Below are 19,113 nucleotides of genomic sequence, written 5' to 3' on the forward strand. Positions count from 1 at the left end.
ATGCCGGCAACGTCCAGGAACGGCGCTCAAGGAGATGTGATACAATGGCAGATAACCCGCCGGCGTACCGGCCGGCGGGGAGGTCGGCACGCGCTGTCGGCGAGGTCACATCGCCATTTTTTCACATTCCGCCTGGGCCTTCTTGGTCGACGTATCGATCATGTAGGCTTTGCCCTTGGCGTCGGTGATCATCATCATGCAATGCTTGATGGGCTTGGCCATCTTCATCATGTCGGCGCTCATCTTGGCGTCCGGCATCATGGTGCCCATGTGTCCGTCCGGCATGATCGCGGTGACCTGGCCGCCCTTCATCATGGTCATGGCGCCCATCGTGTCCTCGGCGAAGGCCTGCGAGGCGCAAAGACCGGCGAGGCCGGCAACGAGTGCGATCTTGATCGAGTGCATCTGAACAACTCCCATTGTTGAGGGGCATGGTCGCCCCTTTCAGGTTCGCGGACGCGTCTCGATTGGTTACGCCAACACGAATATGTGATCGATTTTCAGAAGGCGGCGGCCGTCAGCGCCGCGTTTCGGCGCGGCAGGAGGTCAACATTTGTTGACCTCTGTGCCAGCCGAAATCGCTATCGCTTCGCATCGATGGGGCCATAAAGCAGTCCGGTGCGGCGGGAGGCCAGGCCGGCAGGGCCGCGCAAGGTGATCGCCGGCTTGATCGCGGATGGCTCGCGGGCGGGCCATCGCTTCCTGCACGACGGAACTGGCGGACAATTGGAACAGCATCTCTTCGCGACCGAGCGCGACCCGCGCCTCAAGCTGATCATCCCGGCCATCGTCGCCATCGCCTTCCTGATGGAACAGCTCGATTCCACCATCCTCACCACCGCCATTCCGGCCATCGCGCAAAGCCTCGACACCACCCCGGTCCGGCTCAATCTGGCGATCACCACCTACATCCTGACCCTGGCCGTGTTCATCCCGGTCAGCGGCTGGTTCGCCGACCGGTTCGGCGCCCGCAGGATCTTCGCCCTGGCGCTCTTCACCTTCACCCTGGGCTCGGTTCTGTGCGGCGTGGCCGACAGCGTCGGCATGCTTTTGGCCATGCGCGCGCTGCAGGGACTGGGCGGGGCCATGATGACGCCGGTCGGGCGGCTGATCCTGCTGCGCTCCTTTCCACGCAGCGGGCTGATCACCGCCATGACCTACATGACCTTGCCGGCGATCGTCGGTCCCGTCATCGGACCGCTGCTCGGCGGCCTCTTGACCACCTACGCCTCCTGGCGCTGGATCTTTTATGTCAACGTGCCGTTCGGCCTCATCGGCATTCTCGCCGCCTTGCACTTCGTCGACAATTTCCACGGCGAGGAAGCCCAGCCTTTCGACTTCGCCGGCTTCCTCATGGTGGGTGCTGGCGCGGCACTCCTGCAATTCGGCCTGGAGAATATCGGCAGGCCGATCATTTCGCCGCTGGCGACCATGCTGGTGCTGGCGGCCTCGGTCCTGCTGCTCTTCGCCTTCGGCCACTATGCGCGCCGAGTCGCGGCGCCCGCGGTCGATCTCACGCTGTTCCGCTTCCGCTCCTTCCGGGTCGGCACGCTGGCCGGCGGGCTCTGCCGCATCGGCCTCAACGGCGCGCCCTTCCTGTTGCCGCTGATGCTGCAGGTCGGCTTCGGCATGAGCCCGGTCACCTCCGGATCGCTGACCTTCGTCGGCAGCTTCGGCGCGCTGCTGATGCGGCCGCTGCTGTCCTTCTTCCTGCGGCGCTTCGGCTTCAAGGCCGTGCTGAGCGGCAGCGCCGTGGTCGGCTCTGTTGCCGTGGCGGGCTTTGCCCTGCTCGACGCCGACACCCCGCATTGGCTGATCGGCCTCTATGTCTTTTGCTTCGGCATTGTTCGTTCGGCGCAGTTCATGTCGTCCAACACGCTGTCCTACGCCGACCTGCCGGCCGAGAAGCTCAGCCGCGCCACCAGCCTGGGCGGCGTCCTGCAGCAGCTCAGCGTCGCGCTCGGCGTTTCGATCGCCGCCATGGTGCTCGGCCTCGTCTCCGGGGAGGTGCATGCGCCGACGGCGAGCCAGTTCCATTGGGCGTTCCTGCTGACGGCGGTGATCCCGCTGCTCTCCATCCCGGGATTCTTCTTTCTCCATCCGGAAGATGGCCAGCAGGTCAGCGGCCATCGCCGCAAGGCGGAAGTTCAAGGGTAAGCCCGGCGCATGACTCCGGCGCCAAGCTGTGCTATGCGCCGCGCTTCCTGTCAGGCCGGTGCTGAAATCGGCCGCAAATCGCTTATATTGGCGCCACCATGACCGTTTCGCTTGATCTTACCGCCGAAGGCGCCCGTGACGCCTTGCGCCGCGCAGCCTCGGCCGAAAAGCCGTCCCTGATCGGCCTGACCCGCGCCGAGATCGGCGAGGCGCTCATCAGTGCCGGCATCGTGCCGGAGCGCCAGGCAAAGATGCGCGCCCAGCAGCTCTGGCACTGGATGTATGTGCGCGGCGTATCCGACTTCGCGCATATGTTCAACATCTCCAAGGACCTGCGCGCCGCGCTCGACACGCATTTCACCGTCGCGCGGCCGGAGATCGTCGAGGAGCAGATCTCCTCCGACGGCACGCGCAAATGGCTGTTCCGCTTTCCGCCGCGCGGCGCCGGCCGTCCCGTCGAGATCGAGACCGTCTACATCCCCGAGGAAGGCCGCGGCACGCTCTGCATCTCCTCGCAGGTCGGCTGCACGCTGACCTGCTCCTTCTGCCACACCGGCACGCAGAAGCTGGTGCGCAATTTGACGACGGAAGAGATCCTGGCGCAACTGCTCACCGCGCGCGACCGGCTCGGCGATTTCCCCGACCGCGACACGCCGGACGGCGCCATCGTCCCGGCCGAAGGGCGCAAAGTGTCCAACATCGTCATGATGGGCATGGGCGAGCCGCTCTACAATTTCGAGGCGGTGAAGAAAGCGCTGCTGATCGCCTCCGACGGCGACGGCCTGTCCCTGTCGAAGCGCCGCATCACGCTGTCGACCTCGGGCGTGGTGCCGGAGATCGCCCGCACCGGCGAGGAGATCGGCGTCATGCTGGCGATCTCGCTGCATGCCACCAATGACGACCTGCGCGACCTTCTGGTGCCGATCAACAAGAAATTCCCGCTGAAGGAGCTGATCGCCGCCTGCAAGGCCTATCCCGGCCTCTCCAACGCCAAGCGCATCACCTTCGAATATGTGATGCTGAAGGACGTCAACGATTCCCTCGACGACGCCAAGGCGCTGGTGAAGCTCTTGAAGGGCATTCCCGCCAAGATCAATCTGATCCCGTTCAACCCGTGGCCCGGCACCAACTACCAGTGCTCGGACTGGGAGACGATCGAAAAGTTTGCCGACTACATAAACAATGCCGGCTACGCCTCGCCGATCCGCACGCCGCGCGGCCGCGACATCCTCGCCGCCTGCGGCCAGCTCAAGTCGGAATCGGAGCGGATGCGCAAGGTGGACCGGCTGGCGCTCGAAGCCATGATGATCGCGGGGCACGGCGAGGCGTGAGGCGTATCATCGCCTATCTCGTCCGCTTCGCCGTCATCCTGATCGGCTATATTGTCGGCTCGCTGGCGGCGAGCGCCTTTCTCAACGCGCTCTTCCTCGGCTATTTCGGCTATGCGCTGGAGCCAGGCCACCCGACGATCGCGCCGGCGCTCTATTTTTCGGTGCCGTTCGTGGCGCTGTTCGTCGCCTATTTCGCCTTCATGCCGGCCGCCGTCGTGATCCTGGCGGCCGAGGTGCTTGGCCGGCGCGACTGGCTGTTCTACGCGCTGGGCGGCGCGGTCGTCGCCATCGTCTTCCTCGGCTTCGTGCATAATGTGGGCGACGCCAATTTCGATGTCACCGCGACGAATGTCCGCTTGGCCGTGATCGGCTGCGGCATGGTCGGCGGCATCTTCTACTGGCTCTCCGCCGGCCGCTGGGCCGGAAGCTGGCGCCGCCCGCCCCTGGCCGACGCGGACCCTTGAGCTGATGACGAAAAGTTGCAGACTTTTCTGCAGCGGATCATGTCAAAACCCATCGACTTGAAGAGGCTGCCCGAATCGAATTTGGCCCGCCGTGCCGAGACATTCTGGCAAGACCGACAGGAGCAGGGCCATGGCGGAAGGTGAAATGAATGGCGGCTCGGCCGCCGCCGTGGCCGAACGGCTCGATCAACCGGCCGAGCGCAGCCCTTCCGGCCTCGGCGCCGGCCTGCTGTTCATCCTCTCGATTGCCTGCGGCGTAAGCGTTGCCACCATTTACTTTCCCCAGGCGATCACGCTGCTGATCGCGTCCGACCTGCACGTCCCTGCTGACACGGCGGCCTTGGTCGTCACCACCGCCCAGCTTGGCTATGCGCTTGGCCTTCTGCTGCTGGTGCCGTTGGGAGACCGGCTTCCGCATCGTCCGCTTGTCGCAACCCTGTTGACGCTGACGGCCGCAGCACTTCTGATCGCCAGCCAGGCGCCGACGCTGCCGGTGCTGGCAGTCGCAAGCATGGCGACGGGCATCACCACCGTGGTGCCGCAGATCCTGCTGCCGATGGCGGCCGGGCTGATGCCGCCGGAGCGGCGCGGGGCGGTCACCGGCACGCTGCTCAGCGGATTGCTGGCCGGCATTCTTTTGGCCCGCACCTTCGGCGGCTTTCTCGGCGAGCATCTCGGCTGGCGCGGACCGTACCTGGTCGCCGCGGCGGCGCTGTTCGCCTTAGCCGTCCTGCTTGGCCTGGTGCTGCCCAGGACGGCGCCGACATCTTCGCAGCGTTACCCGTCGCTGGTCGCGGCGGCCTTCATCCTCTTTCGCGACGAGCCGGAGCTGCGCCGCTCCTGCCTTTACCAGGCGCTGATGTTCGGCGGCTTCACCGCCGCCTGGACAAGCCTGGCCTTGCTGCTCGGCGGACCGCTGTACCATCTCGGCGGCCAGGCGGTCGGGCTGATCGCGCTGGTCGGCGCGGCCAGCGTGTTCTGCACGCCGGTCGTCGGCCGGCTGATCGACCGCAAGGGTCCCGACGTCGTCAGCCCGCTCGCCTTTTTCACCGGCATCGCGGCGGGGATCGTCCTGCTCGGCGGCGGGCTTGGCGGAGCAACAGGCCTGTTGGCGCTCACGGCGGGCATGCTGCTCCTCGACATCGCCGTGCAGAGTGGTCAGACCGCCAACCAGGCGCGTGTCTTCGCGATCCGGCCCGACGCCCGCAGCAGGCTCAACACGGCCTATATGACCTCAGTTTTCCTCGGCGGCAGCGCCGGCTCTTGGATCGGCGTCAAGATCTACGGCCATTGGGGATGGCCTGGCGTCTGCGCGCTCATCGCCGCCGCGGCGATCATCGCTCTGGCAAGGCATGCGGTGAAGATATATCGCTGAACCCTTGCCGATTGCCGCAAGCGCCGAGCGACAGCTACTTCGCCTGCGCGGTCAGGATCTTGAGCGCGAAGGCCGAAAACACGCAGCCGAAGAGATAATCGACCACGCGGGTGACGCGCGGGCTGGCCTTCATCGCCGCCGAGAACTTTTCCGCCGCCAGCACCATCGGCGCCGTCACCGGGATCGACAGCGCGATGAACATCACGCCGAGGAAGAACAGCTTGCCGGACGCGTTCGGATCATGCGCGGAGACGAATTGCGGCAGGAAGGTCATGAAGAACAGGATGATCTTGGGGTTGAGCAGGTTGACGCCGAGCCCGGCCGCCCAACTGCGGAACAGCGAAACCTGCGGTCCTGTCCGCTTCTCCGGTGAAAAGGCCGAGCCCTTCATCACCGCCTGCCAGGCCAGGAACACCAGATAGCCGGCGCCGAAGATCTTGAGCACGAAGAAGGCCATAGGCGAGGCGACGATCAGCGCCGAGATGCCGACCACCACCAGCGTTGTATGGATCAGCGTGCCGGTGAGCGCGCCAGCCATCGAGGCGAAGCCGGTGGCACGGCCCTGGCTCAGCGTGCGCGAGACGAACAACGTCATGTCAGGCCCCGGCGTGATCGCCAGGATGATGGTGGCAATGGCGAACTGGATGAGCGTCGAAGTCTCGGGAATGAAGGACATTGGTCGCCTCGGGGGTCGCCTCGGGTGGATCGCGCGCCCTATAACGCGGCGCTTTCTGCCACGCCAGCGTCTGTCCTGGCAAACATCTGGCCCAGCCTGTGCCACCGGCAGGCTTCCGTGGTAGTGTCTCAGTTTGAATTTCGGGACCGTCAAAAATCCATAGTCGCTATCGATTGCCTGACTTCAGCCAACTCTGACGCGACTTCTGGATGATCGAATGACAAACCGAGGTAGGTAGCCAAAACGACGTCACTTCCATTCGAGAGATACCAAACTCCGAGTGTCTCACTGAGGTCGTGGGACACGCACCCGACAGAAAATACCTTGCCCATGTTTGTAACCGGATCGTCAAACGCTCGGGGCTGCTTTCTGCAAAATTCAGCGAGCATGCTTCGCAGTGCAACTATGCTTACTCGCGGATGTTTGCCTCCAGCATAGCGGGCAATCGTGAACTGAAACGCTCCAACTCCGGAGGGAAGGGCAAGGGTTGGTACACCCTCGGGTACGTTATCTGTTCTGTCGGCCCAATCCGAAGGTAGATCAAAATGCAATCCATAGAACTCTATGCGCATGTCACCCTTTTCTCGTAGGGGCCGCGCTTGCCGTCATCCAGCGTGTCGTCGGCTTCCTCGCCAGTCGCAATACGCATGACGTGGACGGCGTCGCCGATCACGTCGCCGGGGCGCTTCTGGCCTCCGGTCGGCTTAGCTCGGATACTCCAACACGATGACGTAGCCGGATGGCTGGGTTATCGGACCGATGTCGGTGGGTACATCCCGCCCCGGTTGCCAGATCACGTTGATGATCCGGCTTCCCTCTTCGCCTAGGCTGTGGAGAAGCGTCTTCGGACGGTCCACATCGTCCGGGCATGTCTCGACTGCGTATGACATGAAAGCTCCCGCGCTTTGCGGTAAGCATATAGGAGTTCGGCGCATGGCGCGACAGTCGGACGGCTGCGATCCATAGCCGCTCATATTTCAAACTGAGACACTACCGCATCCTTCGTCTCTTGCGCCGCCTGGAAACCCCATGATACCTCGCCCCCGAAGCTTTTTCCTGCGGAACCGCCAAAAATGTCCAAGTTCAAAAACGTCAAGAAAGTCGTGCTCGCCTATTCCGGTGGCCTCGACACCTCCATCATCCTGAAGTGGCTGCAGACCGAGCTCGGCGCCGAAGTCGTCACCTTCACCGCCGATCTCGGCCAGGGCGGCGAGCTGGAGCCGGCGCGCCGCAAGGCCGAGATGATGGGCATCAAGGACATCCGCATCGTCGACGTGCGCGAGGAGTTCGTCGCCGACTTCGTCTTCCCGATGTTCCGCGCCAACGCCGTCTATGAGGGCACCTATCTGCTCGGCACCTCGATCGCCCGGCCGCTGATCACCAAGCATCTGGTCGAGATCGCCCAGGAGACCGGCGCCGACGCGATTGCCCATGGCGCCACCGGCAAGGGCAACGATCAGGTCCGCTTCGAATTGTCGGCTTTTGCGCTGAACCCGGAGATCAAGGTCATCGCGCCCTGGCGCGAATGGTCGTTCAAGTCGCGCACCGACCTTCTGAACTTCGCCGAACAGCATCAGATCCCGGTGCCGAAGGACAAGCGCGGCGAAGCCCCTTTCTCGGTCGACGCCAACCTTTTGCACTCCTCCTCCGAGGGCAAGGTGCTGGAGGACCCGTGGAGCGAGCCGCCGGAATTTGTCCACCAGCGCACCGTCTCGCCGATGGACGCGCCCGATGCCGTCACCGAGATCGAGATCGAATTCCTCAAGGGCGATCCGGTCGCGCTCAACGGCAAGAAGCTGTCGCCGGCAACCATGCTGGCGGCGCTGAACGACCTCGGCCGCGACAACGGCATCGGCCGGCTCGACCTCGTCGAGAACCGTTTCGTTGGCATGAAGTCGCGCGGCGTCTACGAGACCCCCGGCGGCACCATCCTGATCGCTGCTCACCGGGCGATCGAATCGATCACGCTCGACCGGGGCGCTGCCCACCTCAAGGACGAGTTCATGCCGCGCTATGCCGAGCTCATCTACAACGGCTTCTGGTTCTCGCCCGAGCGCGACATGCTGCAGGCGATGATCGACAAGAGCCAGGAGGATGTCGAAGGCACGGTGCGGCTGAAGCTCTACAAGGGCAATGTCATCGTCACCGGCCGCAAGTCGAAAAAGACACTCTATTCCGATGCGCTGGTCACCTTCGAAGACGACCGTGGCGCCTACGACCAGAAGGACGCGGAAGGCTTTATCCGGCTGAACGGGCTTCGGCTGAGGACGCTGGCCGCGAGAAACCGCAAGCACTGATATTTTGCCGATACGGCAGCGATCAGACGACCCGGCGGAAACGCCGGGTTTTTATTTCAAATATCTAATATAGAAAAGTTCAGACCACTTCAGAGAAATTATCATTTGAACCTTTCCGCCGCTCTAACTAAGTTCGCCAGTGGGATGCGGGGAGTTTTCACAGTGAAAAATAGTATTTATCTTCTGGCTGCGGCAGCGTTGACGTTGATGACGTGCGGGCCCTCGCAAGCAGGCACGAAGCAGGCGCCTGAGGCTAATTTGGACGGGTGCATCTCCGCTGTCCATTTATGGAGCATCACGTTCAAGCACGAAATCGCCTCGTTCATGGGCGTCTCGCAAGAGCGCATGCCGACCCTGTTCTGCCAGCGCCTTGCCGAAGGGATACGCAGCGGCCGGATCGGCTACTCCGACATAAACAGGGTGCAGCTTGATCAACCGACCGAAATCTGGTTGGTCATCAAGGGCAAGTCAAAGGCGGCGGCTGCGGCCACGCCGGCGCCGCGGAACTCTAGATTCCGTACCTGCTCAAATGTTATCACCGGCTCCTTCGAGGTTTCCGCTTCCGAGAAATGCGCCTTAGGCGGCAGCTACTCGCAAGCTGCCGGAGTCCCGACAGTGATCGAGGGTAAGTCAAAGGTGGCTGCTCCAGCGCCGCGGAACTCCAAGTTCCGTACCTGCAGCGGCACTACCGGTACCTTCCAGATTCCCGTTTCCCGGAAATGTCCATTGAGCGGCTACGCGAATGATTGAGAGTTAGGTGATGAGATCGGACCCGGTCGTTCCGGTGGTTGGGTTTTGACCCTTGCTTCGTAACAAAAAAGCCCGGCGCAGGCCGGGCTTTTCGTCGGAATGGAGATATTCCGTCAGTCGGCGTCAATCGCCTCAGCGATGCGGGCGATCGCCTGCTGATAGACGCTTGCCGAATTCCAGCCGGCGATCGCGCCCATATTGGCCTGATAGCTCGCGCCGGCGCGCCAGCCATGGCCCTTGAGGAAGTTGGCGGTGGATGCCAGCGCCGTGTTGCGGTCGCGCAAATTGCCGCTGCCGACGCCATATTTCAGCACGTTTCCGGGCAGGAACTGGGTATGGCCGATCTCGCCATGCATGGCGCCGACCGAGGAGGCGCTGAGCGCGCCGCGATCGACAAGCTTCAGCGCGGCGATGGCATGCGGCTTGAAATAATCCGGGCGACGGCAGTCATAGGCGAGCGTCACGATCGCCGAAACCGTGTTTTGGTTCCCCATCGAGGCGCCGAAACCGGTTTCCATGCCCCAGATGGCGAGCAGCACGCCCGGCGGCACGCCATAGGTGCTCTCGATATTGGCAAACATCGCCGCGTTTGCTTTCTTCAGCGCGCGGCCTCGGGAGATGATCGCGGATGCGCCACGGCGCTGCATGAAGCTTTCCACCGAGCCGCTGAACGCCTTGTGGATCGCCCGGTCGGCGGCGATCGTCCTGGTGGCGTAAGTGGCACCCGCCAGCGCGGACAGGCCCCTCTGGCCGACACCCTCGGCTCTGGCCTCGCCGGCAAAATCCTGTTTCCAGGCGTCAAAGCCGGCGCCGTTCTTGCCACAGCTCGGAGCCGCCTCGGCGCCCGCCGTCAGCGCCAGCGTCGCCACTACCGCCGCCGCAAAAATCCTTCCTTTGGCAAAAAATGCCATCTCGTTCTCCTGAATTGCCTGAATCACGTCCCGGTTGTGAATTTGCCAGCGAAACGCCGGGTTGTCACCGCCTCCGCGGAGCACGTGACACTCGACACTGGCGAAAGAAGGGCAATTTGCCTACGATCGGGCATCAGGTGTGGCGGGCTTGCCTCATGAAGGACGTTGATGTCGTGATCGTTGGCGCCGGTTCCGCGGGACTTGCCGCGGCAAAGGTGCTTCGAGCCGCCGGACATTCCTTCCTTCTTCTCGAGGCCATGGACCGCATCGGCGGCCGCGCCTGGACCAGCGACCGCCATTTCGGCGTGCCTTTCGACATCGGCTGCGCCTGGCTGCACGCGGCAGACCGCAATCCGTATTTTCCGGAAGCCAAGGCCGCCGGCTGGACGCTGCATCACCATGACATGAATGTCGACCATCTCTATTATCGCAAGCGCAAGGCGAGCGAGGAGGAGGAGGCCGAGATGAAGGCGGCCGATGCCAAGCTCTTCGAACTGCTCGCCAATCATCAAGTCAAGGACGGCGACGACGACCGGCTGTCGGGGCTGCTTGCCAGGGGCCACGCGCCGCGCGCCGCGGCCACCTTCGCCGGCCCGATGGATTTCGGCGCCGACGAGGACGAGATCTCGATCCGCGACTTCCAGGCAGCCGCCGACCTCGACCCCAACTATTTCAGCAAGGAAGGGTTCGGCGCGCTGGTCGCGCGTTTCGGCTTCGACGTGCCGGTCGAACTGTCGACGCCGGTGCGCAAGATCCTTTGGGATGTGCCGGGAATCGCCTGCGTCACCGACCGCGGCACGGTGCGCGCCAAGGCGGTCATCGTCACCGCTTCGCCCGCCGTGCTCGCCTTCGAGGAGATCGAGTTCTCGCCCGCGCTGCCCGACGCGCATTTCGGTGCCTTCTTCGACCTGCCCATGGGCATGCTGACCAAGCTGCCGGTTGAGATCAAGGGCACGAGGCTCGGCCTTGCGCCTTTCGACGACCTTTTGATCGAGCGCATGGCCAGGCACGACATCTATTTCCTCTGCTTCCCCTTCGATCTCGATCTGATGGTCGGCTTCGTCGGCGGCGACTTTGCCTGGGAAATGTCGGCCGCCGGCGAGGCAGCCGGGGTCGATTTCGTCGTCGACCGCCTGTGCGGCATCTTTGGTGGAGACGTGAGGAAGCATGCCGGCCGCGCCATGATGACGAACTGGGGCGCGGAGCGCTTTGTGCGCGGCGCCTATGCGGCGGCGCGCCCGGGCCGCTCCGAAGCGCGCGCGACGCTGATGCAGCCTATTGCCGAGAAGATCTTCTTCGCTGGCGAGCATGTCGCCGGTCCGCTGATCCAGTCCTGCGGCGGCGCGAGGCTCTCGGGCGAAAGCGTGGCCAGGCAGGTCATTGCCCAGATTGCGGCGAAGTAGCACTGGAACGCCGGACGCCGGCGGGCGTTAGGGGCGAACCCACATCCACGCATGGGTCCCACGGGGTTGATGCATGAAGCTTTTCGACTGTCCAAACTGCGGGCACCGCCTATATTTCGAGAATGCCCAGTGTCTGAACTGTTCCAGCCTGGTGCTCTACGACCCGGAGCAGGCGAAATTCGTGCTCAGCGGCGAGGGCGGCGTCCTTCCATGTGGCAACGCCGATGAATGCGCGTGCAACTGGCGGGCCGAGAACGGCCGGACCTTCTGCCGCGCCTGCGCTCTCAATCAGGTCATTCCCGACCTTTCCATCGACGGCAACCGCAGGCGCTGGATCCGGGTCGAAGCGGCGAAGAAGCGTGCCGTCTACTCCCTGCTCGCCCTCGGCCTTCCGGTTACGCCCAAGGCCGATGCGGGCGACGAGACCGGTCTGGCCTTCGACTTTCTCGCCGACCCGATCGGCGCCGGTCCAGGCGGGGAACGCATCCTGACCGGCCATGACAACGGATTGATCACGCTCAACGTCGCCGAGGCCGATTCCGCCGAGCGCGAGCGCCGGCGCATCGAGATGGGCGAGAATTACCGCACCTTGCTCGGCCATTTCCGCCATGAACTCGGCCACTATTATTGGGACCGGCTGGTCCGTGACGATCCCGCATATCTTTCGGCTTTCCGCGCGCTCTTCGGCGACGAGCGGACCGATTACGAGCAGGCCTTGCAGGCCTACTACGCCAACGGCGCGCCGCCGGACTGGCAGCAGCGCCACATCTCCGCCTACGCCACGTCCCATCCCTGGGAGGATTGGGCCGAGACCTTCGCGCACCATCTGCACATCACCGACACGCTCGAGATGGTGCATGCGCTGAATCTTCCGCTCGGCCGGCTGGAAACCGTCGGCGACGGCGACCTGCCGCGCGCCGATACCGGCGGACATTTGCAGCCGGCGCCTGGCGATCCAGATCCGGTGCAGGAGCCGTTCGAGAGGATCCTCGCCCGCTGGCTGGTGCTTTCGGAGGCCTCCAATTCGATCAACCGCTGCATGGGACTGCCGGACCTCTACCCCTTCGTGATTTCCGAGGTGTCGGCGCGAAAACTGGCCTTCGTGAACGACCTTCTGACCGGCGCGCGGAAAAAGCCTGGAACAATTCGTGAGCCGGCAGCGGCACTTTAGCCGGAACGCATAGATCCCTGTTTCGTTTCCGAGCCCTAGGGCATGATCCCCAAAAGCGGGAACCGGTTTTCGGAAAGATCATGCTCCGACAAAGGAGCTGGATCAGGATGACGTATCTTTGAAACGTCATCCTGATCCAGGGAGCGTTGAAAACGGAGTTAAAAACGATGAAACGCATGTTGTTTCCGGCGCTTGCCGGTGCGCTGCTCGCCATGTCGGGCGCCGCTTTCGCCGATACCCCCGTCGCGGCCGTGACGGACTTGAATGTCCGCGCCGGGCCGGGTCCGCAATACCCAGTCGTCGGCGTGCTGGCGGCCGGCCAGTCGGCCACGCTTACCGGCTGCATCGAAGGCAGCAAATGGTGCACCATCGCCGAAGCCGGCGGCAAGGGTTGGGTCTATTCCGACTATGTGACGGCCGACTTCGGCGGCAGCCGCGTTGTCGTCACCCGTCGCCCGGCCAATGCCGATATCGCCGTCGTGGCGCCGCCGACCGATGACGTCTACACCAGGGACACCTACACCGGCGCCATCGTCTCCAATGATGACGCCATCGAGTCGATCGGCAGACCGCCGGCCGAGGTTGGAACCTATGTCACCGAGCACCGGGTCGATCCGGTTTATCTCGACGGCGAGGTGGTGACCGGCGCGACGCTGCCCGACACGGTCGAGCTGCGCGAGATCCCCGATTACCGGTATCGCTACGTTTATGTGAACAACCAGCCGGCGCTGGTCGATCCGGGCACGAGGCGTATCGTCTATGTGATGCGCTGATCGCCGGACAGTGATGGGCAACAGCGGCCGCCAGCGATGGCGGCCGCTGTTTGTGCCGGCAGCGGTTGTCGCATCGCGACATAGGTTCGGTATTGGCCGAAGCGCCCAAACTTCGTCATCCACGGGCTGAGCGACGCGAAGCGGCGCGCAGACCCGAGGATCCATTCCGTGACCTCGCGCGAAGAATGAAGACGGTGCAGAAGAGAGGCTGTTCTGCACCGCAACATCGCTCAGATGTAACGGCATGGATCGCGACAGGCAGGCGTCCAGCTCGTCTTCGACCGTGACATCCCCGCCGTGGTGCTTGAAGCGACCCATTCAACCCGGAAAACTGATGGCGTAATCGCACGGTAACCACTGATCGCCATACATCATGCGACCGAAGCCTTCGGCAGGGGAGCCGCGTGACCATCGAGAATGCCGCCTTCGAGGGCTATCGCCGCTCGCCGAACGAAAAGACCACTTTGCTGCGCCTGTTCTTCGGGTCGCCGATCATCATCGCCTTCTGGATGGCGATGACGGCTCTGGTGCTCTTTGCCGGCACCTATATCTACATCGTCTGGCGCCTGCCCGGACCCTCGACCGGGCGGTACATGCAGGATTTCTTGGCCTCGCCCGTCGGCATCTTGAGCGCCCTGACCTCTTTTGCCGGCATCTGGATCGGCTTGTGGGTGGCGATGCGCTTCGTTCACGGCGAGCCGCTGTCCGCGCTGTTCGGCGCCAGCCGCCGCATCGCCGGCGGCGATTTCCTCAAGGGGCTGGTCGCAGTGCTGATCACCTCGCTCTTCTCCGAAGTGCTGCTCTATTGGCTGCAGCCGGAAATCACGCGCGGACCGATCGCCTTTTCGTCCTGGCTGCTCTTCCTGATCCCGATCGTGCTGCTGGCCTTCCTGCAGACCTCGTCGGAGGAAATGCTGTTTCGCGGCTACCTGCTGCGCGGCCTCGCCTATCGCTTCCGGAGCCCGTGGATCTGGGCGCTGCTGCCGGGCCTGCTGTTCACCTCGCTGCACTGGAACTCGGCCTCGACTTTTGCCATCAATGCCTGCGTCCTGGTCTCGATCGGCGCCTTCGCCCTGCTGCTCACGCTGCTTGTCTATGTCACCGGCAATCTCGGCGCTGGTTTCGGTGCCCATCTCGGCAACAACCTCACCGGCTTCCTGCTGATCTCGCACCAGGAGGGCTATAATGGCTTCGCCCTGCTCAACGCCAAGCCGCTCGAAGGCCCCGGCTGGACGAACTGGGACGCCGTGCTGATCGCCGCGATCGGTATCGTCAGCACGCTTTTGACGATGCTTTTGCTTGTGCACCGGCGCTCGCCGCTGCGGGTCGGGGCGAACAGGGAAAGCCTCGGTTGAGCGATCCCAAATCGCGGCGTTTTGGCCTAGTGGCACTGCACAGGGATTTTGACCGATCGGCTCTGTTTCTGTCGGCAAGTGGCATGCTTGGACATTGGCCGAAACGCCCATCGCGATCGTCATTCCAGGGCGGAGCAGGAGCGAAGCTCCGTCGCGAAGACCCTGGAATCCATGCCGTTACCTTCGCCAAGGCGTGCAACGGAGCAGAATTCTGCACCGCGGCTGCGCTTCCAAGTCACGGAATGGATTCTATGGTCTGCGCCGCGTCGCTTCGCTCCTTGCTCCGCCATAGAATGACGAGGTTGGGGCGGCTTCAGCCAATCTCCGGCGTTTGCGCTGATTTCACTGAAATGAACGGAAGATCTTGCACCAAGACAAACGGCAACCTTTCAAAATCCCTGTGCAGTGCCACTAGGTTTAGGCCCAACACTTGACTCCGCGGCCGATTTCCTGTCTAGAGCCGCTGAATTTCCGCGACGAGTTTCTTTCGCGAAAGCCGACCAGGACGCCGAAGCCTCTTTGAGGCAAGAGCTGTAAAGAGATCCTGGAGGCCAACACCCGGCAGCGCGATGCGCCCCCGGGTGCTTTTTGGCTTTGCGCTTTTGCTTGGCGACCCGGCGCGAACGCACTACCTCTCGGGCATCCACAGTGCCAGGGAAAAGGGAAAAGAATGTTTGAATCACTCCAGGAACGCCTTGGTTCGATCCTGAACGGCCTGACCGGTCGCGGCGCGCTGTCCGAGGCGGATGTCTCGGCGGCGCTGCGCGAGGTGCGCCGTGCGCTGCTCGAGGCCGACGTCGCGCTGGAAGTGGTTCGCTCCTTCACCGACAAGGTGCGCGAGAAGGCGGTCGGCGCCGCGGTGCTGAAGTCGATCAAGCCCGGACAGATGGTCGTCAAGATCGTCCATGACGAGCTGGTCGAGATGCTGGGCGCCGAAGGCGTCGCCATCGACCTCAACGCGCCGGCGCCCGTCGTCGTCATGATGGTCGGCCTGCAGGGCTCCGGCAAGACGACGACCTCGGCCAAGATCGCCAAGCGGCTGACCGAGCGCCAGAACAAGAAAGTCCTGATGGCCTCGCTCGACACGCGGCGGCCCGCAGCGCAAGAGCAGCTGCGCCAGCTCGGCGAGCAGACCAAGGTCGCGACGCTGCCGATCATCGCCGGCCAGAGCCCGGTCGACATCGCCAAGCGCGCCGTGCAGGCGGCCAAGCTCGGCGGCCATGACGTGGTCATCCTCGACACCGCCGGCCGCACCCATATCGACGAGCCGCTGATGGTCGAGATGGCCGACATCAAGAAGGTGTCGAGCCCGCACGAGATCCTGCTGGTCGCCGATTCGCTGACCGGCCAGGACGCCGTCAACCTGGCGAAGAGCTTCGACGAGCGCGTCGGCATCACCGGCCTGGTGTTGACCCGCATGGACGGCGACGGCCGCGGCGGCGCCGCGCTCTCGATGCGCGCCGTCACCGGCAAGCCGATCAAGCTCATCGGCACCGGCGAAAAGATGGACGGGCTGGAGGAATTCCATCCCAAGCGCATCGCCGACCGCATCCTCGGCATGGGCGACATCGTCTCGCTCGTCGAGAAGGCTGCCGAGACCATCGACGCCGAGCAGGCGGCGGCGATGGCCAAGAAGATGCAGTCGGGCAAGTTCGACCTGAACGACCTCGCCCAGCAGCTTCAGCAGATGTCGAAGATGGGCGGGATGGGCGGCATCATGGGCATGATGCCAGGCATGGGCAAGATGAAGGACCAGCTCGCCGCCGCCGGCCTCGACGACAAGATGTTCGGCCGCCAGCTCGCCATCATCTCCTCGATGACCAAGGCCGAGCGCGCCAACCCCGATATCCTCAAGCACTCGCGCAAGAAGCGCATCGCCGCCGGCTCCGGCACCGACGCGGCCGAGATCAACAAGCTCTTGAAAATGCATCGCGGCATGGCCGACATGATGAAGGCGATGGGCGGCAAGGGCAAAGGCGGCGGCCTGATGCGCGGCATGATGGGTGGCCTTGCCTCGAAGATGGGGCTTGGCGGCATGATGCCTGGCGGCGGCATGCCCGACCTCTCCAAGATGGACCCGAAGCAGCTGGAGGCTTTGCAGAAGCAGGCGCAGGCCGCCGGCCTCGGCAAGGGCCTGCCGGGCGGCTTGCCCGGTGGACTTCCCGGTGGCGGACTGCCGGGCCTGCCAGGCGGCATGAAGCTTCCGGGTCTCCCCGGCCTGGGCGGTGGCGGGCTCCCTGGCCTCGGTAAGAAGAAGTGAGGAGGCGATGAACGAGGAGAAAGACATGGCCGACGCACGCGCCATCCTGGCCGGCTACCGAGCCTCGATCGACAACATCGACGCCGCCCTCATCCATATGCTGGCCGAACGCTTCCGCTGCACCAAGGCGGTCGGCGTTCTGAAGGCCGAGCATGGCCTGCCGCCGGCCGACCCGGCGCGCGAGCAGCAGCAGATCGCCCGCCTTCGTCAGCTGGCGAAGGATGCTAATCTCGACCCGGATTTCGCGGAGAAGTTCCTGAACTTCGTCGTCCGTGAAGTGATCCGCCACCACGAACAGATCGCCGCTTCCAACGGCGCTGCCAAAGCCGGCTAACCAGTGAATGCCGCCCAAAAGTGCTTAGCGGTTTTGGGATAACGGCATGCACAAACAAAAAGACACTGCCGCAAACCACATCAAACGAAATCAGAGCTTTTAGGAGATAAAGAATGGCACTGAAGATCAGACTGGCCCGTGCGGGCTCGAAGAAGCGTCCTTACTACCACGTCGTCGTTGCCGACGCCCGCTCGCCGCGCGACGGCCGTTTCATCGAGTCGCTGGGTTCCTGGAACCCGCTGCTGCCGAAGGACGGCGAGCGCGTCAAGGTCGACGCCGACCGCGTCAAGCACTGGCTGTCGCACGGCGCCCAGCCGACCGACCGCGTGCTGCGCTTCCTTGACGAAGCCGGCCTTGCCAAGCGCGAAGCCCGCTCGAACCCGAACAAGGCGCTGCCCGGCAAAAAGGCGCAGGAGCGTTCCGCCCTGCTGAAGAAGGCTCAGGAAGATGCGGCCGCTGCCGCCGCCGCGGCGACCGCCGCGCCCGCCGAGGCTGAAGCCGCCACCGCCGAGTAATCACGGCGCCGTTGAAAGGCAAACGCTCCAAGAAAACGGCGGACTCATGCCCGCCGTTTTCCTTTGGTCCGCCTGACGCCTCAATAGCCGGACGGGCAGCGCGCCACATAGACGCGCCCGTAGCGGTCGCGGTAGCGGCACTGGCCGGCCTCGCTGGCGTGGCCGATCAATGCGCCGGCGACGGCGCCGACGGCACCGCCCACAACCGCGCCTTCGACCGGATCGCCGGCCACCGCGGCACCGACCGCCGCGCCGCCCAGGCCGCCGATCGCCGCGCCCTTTTCCGTCTGCGAGCAGGCGCCCAAGGCCATCGTCAGAACCAGAATGGTAATTGCTTTCTTCATTGCTGTTCCTCTCTCAAGCGCCGTCCTCGCCGCCATGCCCTAAACTCACGAACAGCTAAATTGATCCCGGCGATGGTGAAGATTGGCCGGCTACGTGCCGGCCGCGTCAACAGGACCAAGTGCTAACCTGTTGAAATCTCGTGGCCTTAACCGCTCGGCAGGGCGTCTCGGATTGTCGAGCCCGGCCTCGAAATCCTTACCGATGAGGTTATGAGAATGAGCATCGCTTTTGCCCCGGTTATCGCCTGGACGGGATCAGCGCCCGCACTCTTGCGTCGCGCAGATAGAGCCCGCCCCACAGGATAACGCCGAGATAGACCCCGAACAGCGTGTGCGAGAAGAGCGGGTTGCCGATTCGCACATGCGTCGAAATCGCGCCGCCCATATAGGCGGTGAGCAGGATCGCACCGAGCACCGAGGTGCGCGGCAAGGCATAGAGCGCGGTCGAGATCAGCCCGATGACCCCGATCAGCCGTGCGATGTTCGGATCGGCCGGCCAGCCGAGCCCGTTCATCGTCTGCGTGACGATATCGAGCGGCGGCAGCTTGATGACGCCGTCGAAGATCATGAACAGGACGACCACGGCGCTGAGCGCGCGCCCGGCCCACAAAGCGCCTTGCGAGGCAGGCGCGGCTTCGGAGATGCTCATGGATGTTCCCTCCTGGGTGCGAATACCGGCTGCTTGCCGGGTTCGATTCAAGGACGGACCATGATGTGGCGATCCTACAAGGGGCCGGTTCTTTTGGACGTCGGAGCAACCACACCTTCGTCATCCTAGGGCGAAGCAGGAGCGTAGCTCCGTCGCGGAGCGCGCGGCAGAACAAAATTCTGGACCGCCGGCAACGCCTTGAAGGGCATGGATTCTAGGGTCTGCGCCGCGTCGCTTCGCTCCTTGCTCCGCCCTAGAATGACGAAGAAAGCACAGCGCTTTCGACCATCTCCGAGGGCAGAGTCCTCGTGGGTCGACCTCCTACGAGAAATAGAACTTGTCGGCCGC

At 63.8% G+C, this 19,113-nt stretch carries 18 protein-coding genes; 13 read left to right on the forward strand and 5 right to left on the reverse strand.

The annotated features are described in order from the left end of the window. Positions 1-105: 105 nt before the first annotated feature. Positions 106-405 carry a hypothetical protein gene (locus EJ068_RS14535; protein WP_127252478.1) on the reverse strand — a complete coding sequence of 100 codons (300 nt, stop codon included), beginning with the start codon at positions 403-405 and terminating at the stop codon, positions 106-108. Positions 406-618: 213 nt separating this feature from the next. On the opposite strand from EJ068_RS14535, the gene EJ068_RS14540 reads away from it, so the two are divergent. The 4 genes from EJ068_RS14540 (at position 619) to EJ068_RS14555 (ending at position 5,327) form a co-directional block, all read left to right on the forward strand. Next, positions 619-2,157: a DHA2 family efflux MFS transporter permease subunit gene (locus tag EJ068_RS14540; protein ID WP_245463423.1), complete on the forward strand. Its 1,539-nt coding sequence runs from the start codon at positions 619-621 to the stop codon at positions 2,155-2,157. A gap of 98 nt (positions 2,158-2,255) precedes the next feature. Continuing rightward, complete coding sequence (gene rlmN, locus EJ068_RS14545; protein ID WP_127252482.1) at positions 2,256-3,488, forward strand: 23S rRNA (adenine(2503)-C(2))-methyltransferase RlmN; 1,233 nt, start codon at positions 2,256-2,258, stop codon at positions 3,486-3,488. Beyond that, the gene (locus EJ068_RS14550; RefSeq protein WP_127252483.1) at positions 3,485-3,952 is read left to right on the forward strand and encodes a hypothetical protein; all 468 of its coding nucleotides are present in this window, start codon (positions 3,485-3,487) and stop codon (positions 3,950-3,952) included. Before rlmN ends, EJ068_RS14550 begins: the two co-directional genes overlap by 4 nt. 130 nt (positions 3,953-4,082) lie before the next feature. Next, positions 4,083-5,327 (forward strand): MFS transporter, encoded by a 1,245-nt coding sequence (locus tag EJ068_RS14555; protein WP_210212047.1) that lies wholly within the window; start codon positions 4,083-4,085, stop codon positions 5,325-5,327. 34 nt (positions 5,328-5,361) lie between these two features. Here the strand turns inward: EJ068_RS14555 and EJ068_RS14560 are convergent, their stop codons facing one another. Beyond that, complete coding sequence (locus EJ068_RS14560) at positions 5,362-6,003, reverse strand: LysE family translocator (RefSeq protein ID WP_126080421.1); 642 nt, start codon at positions 6,001-6,003, stop codon at positions 5,362-5,364. A 1,073-nt stretch (positions 6,004-7,076) separates the two neighbouring features. Between EJ068_RS14560 and EJ068_RS14565 the strand changes: the two genes are divergently transcribed. Continuing rightward, positions 7,077-8,300 carry an argininosuccinate synthase gene (locus EJ068_RS14565; protein WP_127386247.1) on the forward strand — a complete coding sequence of 408 codons (1,224 nt, stop codon included), beginning with the start codon at positions 7,077-7,079 and terminating at the stop codon, positions 8,298-8,300. A 162-nt stretch (positions 8,301-8,462) separates the two neighbouring features. Continuing rightward, positions 8,463-9,050, forward strand: coding sequence for a hypothetical protein (locus EJ068_RS14570; protein WP_245463424.1), 588 nt, complete (start codon positions 8,463-8,465; stop codon positions 9,048-9,050). A gap of 113 nt (positions 9,051-9,163) precedes the next feature. Here the strand turns inward: EJ068_RS14570 and EJ068_RS14575 are convergent, their stop codons facing one another. Then, positions 9,164-9,961 carry a lytic transglycosylase domain-containing protein gene (locus tag EJ068_RS14575; RefSeq protein ID WP_126080417.1) on the reverse strand — a complete coding sequence of 266 codons (798 nt, stop codon included), beginning with the start codon at positions 9,959-9,961 and terminating at the stop codon, positions 9,164-9,166. A 155-nt stretch (positions 9,962-10,116) separates the two neighbouring features. Between EJ068_RS14575 and EJ068_RS14580 the strand changes: the two genes are divergently transcribed. From EJ068_RS14580 to rpsP, 7 genes are all read left to right on the forward strand, one after another. Further along, on the forward strand, positions 10,117-11,364 hold the full coding sequence (locus EJ068_RS14580; RefSeq protein WP_129554604.1) for an NAD(P)/FAD-dependent oxidoreductase: 1,248 nt from the start codon (positions 10,117-10,119) through the stop codon (positions 11,362-11,364). Positions 11,365-11,437: 73 nt separating this feature from the next. Then, positions 11,438-12,535, forward strand: a complete 1,098-nt coding sequence (locus EJ068_RS14585) for a putative zinc-binding metallopeptidase (protein ID WP_127253762.1) — start codon at positions 11,438-11,440, stop codon at positions 12,533-12,535. Positions 12,536-12,702: 167 nt separating this feature from the next. After that, a complete protein-coding gene (locus EJ068_RS14590; RefSeq protein ID WP_126080414.1) occupies positions 12,703-13,308 on the forward strand; it encodes a DUF1236 domain-containing protein in 606 nt (201 codons plus the stop codon). 404 nt (positions 13,309-13,712) lie between these two features. Then, entirely contained in the window at positions 13,713-14,663 is a 951-nt protein-coding gene (locus tag EJ068_RS14595; protein WP_127253418.1) for a type II CAAX endopeptidase family protein, read from the forward strand. Positions 14,664-15,333: 670 nt separating this feature from the next. Continuing rightward, positions 15,334-16,923 (forward strand): signal recognition particle protein, encoded by a 1,590-nt coding sequence (gene ffh / locus EJ068_RS14600; RefSeq protein ID WP_126080412.1) that lies wholly within the window; start codon positions 15,334-15,336, stop codon positions 16,921-16,923. A gap of 7 nt (positions 16,924-16,930) precedes the next feature. Then, positions 16,931-17,257, forward strand: coding sequence for a chorismate mutase (locus tag EJ068_RS14605; RefSeq protein WP_073989908.1), 327 nt, complete (start codon positions 16,931-16,933; stop codon positions 17,255-17,257). A gap of 113 nt (positions 17,258-17,370) precedes the next feature. Beyond that, positions 17,371-17,772, forward strand: coding sequence for a 30S ribosomal protein S16 (gene rpsP, locus EJ068_RS14610; protein WP_126063613.1), 402 nt, complete (start codon positions 17,371-17,373; stop codon positions 17,770-17,772). Between the two features lie 80 nt (positions 17,773-17,852). On the opposite strand, the gene EJ068_RS14615 is transcribed toward rpsP, so the two are convergent. Together EJ068_RS14615 and EJ068_RS14620 are read right to left on the reverse strand one after the other, a co-directional pair. Then, a complete protein-coding gene (locus tag EJ068_RS14615; RefSeq protein WP_126080411.1) occupies positions 17,853-18,116 on the reverse strand; it encodes a YMGG-like glycine zipper-containing protein in 264 nt (87 codons plus the stop codon). Positions 18,117-18,354: 238 nt separating this feature from the next. Next, positions 18,355-18,765 carry a DoxX family protein gene (locus EJ068_RS14620; protein ID WP_127253417.1) on the reverse strand — a complete coding sequence of 137 codons (411 nt, stop codon included), beginning with the start codon at positions 18,763-18,765 and terminating at the stop codon, positions 18,355-18,357. Positions 18,766-19,113 lie beyond the last annotated feature (348 nt).

It is taken from the genome of Mesorhizobium sp. M2A.F.Ca.ET.043.02.1.1, from assembly GCF_003952405.1.
Classification (GTDB): domain Bacteria; phylum Pseudomonadota; class Alphaproteobacteria; order Rhizobiales; family Rhizobiaceae; genus Mesorhizobium.

Coding starts and splice junctions, on each gene's coding strand:
- EJ068_RS14620 (WP_127253417.1), bottom strand. CDS start 18,765: ATGAGCATCTCCGAAGCCGCGCCTGCCTCGCAAGGCGCTTTGTGGGCC.
- EJ068_RS14565 (WP_127386247.1), top strand. CDS start 7,077: ATGTCCAAGTTCAAAAACGTCAAGAAAGTCGTGCTCGCCTATTCCGGT.
- EJ068_RS14555 (WP_210212047.1), top strand. CDS start 4,083: ATGGCGGAAGGTGAAATGAATGGCGGCTCGGCCGCCGCCGTGGCCGAA.
- EJ068_RS14580 (WP_129554604.1), top strand. CDS start 10,117: ATGAAGGACGTTGATGTCGTGATCGTTGGCGCCGGTTCCGCGGGACTT.
- rpsP (WP_126063613.1), top strand. CDS start 17,371: ATGGCACTGAAGATCAGACTGGCCCGTGCGGGCTCGAAGAAGCGTCCT.
- ffh (WP_126080412.1), top strand. CDS start 15,334: ATGTTTGAATCACTCCAGGAACGCCTTGGTTCGATCCTGAACGGCCTG.
- EJ068_RS14585 (WP_127253762.1), top strand. CDS start 11,438: ATGAAGCTTTTCGACTGTCCAAACTGCGGGCACCGCCTATATTTCGAG.
- EJ068_RS14615 (WP_126080411.1), bottom strand. CDS start 18,116: ATGAAGAAAGCAATTACCATTCTGGTTCTGACGATGGCCTTGGGCGCC.
- EJ068_RS14560 (WP_126080421.1), bottom strand. CDS start 6,003: ATGTCCTTCATTCCCGAGACTTCGACGCTCATCCAGTTCGCCATTGCC.
- EJ068_RS14535 (WP_127252478.1), bottom strand. CDS start 405: ATGCACTCGATCAAGATCGCACTCGTTGCCGGCCTCGCCGGTCTTTGC.
- EJ068_RS14605 (WP_073989908.1), top strand. CDS start 16,931: ATGAACGAGGAGAAAGACATGGCCGACGCACGCGCCATCCTGGCCGGC.
- rlmN (WP_127252482.1), top strand. CDS start 2,256: ATGACCGTTTCGCTTGATCTTACCGCCGAAGGCGCCCGTGACGCCTTG.
- EJ068_RS14575 (WP_126080417.1), bottom strand. CDS start 9,961: ATGGCATTTTTTGCCAAAGGAAGGATTTTTGCGGCGGCGGTAGTGGCG.
- EJ068_RS14590 (WP_126080414.1), top strand. CDS start 12,703: ATGAAACGCATGTTGTTTCCGGCGCTTGCCGGTGCGCTGCTCGCCATG.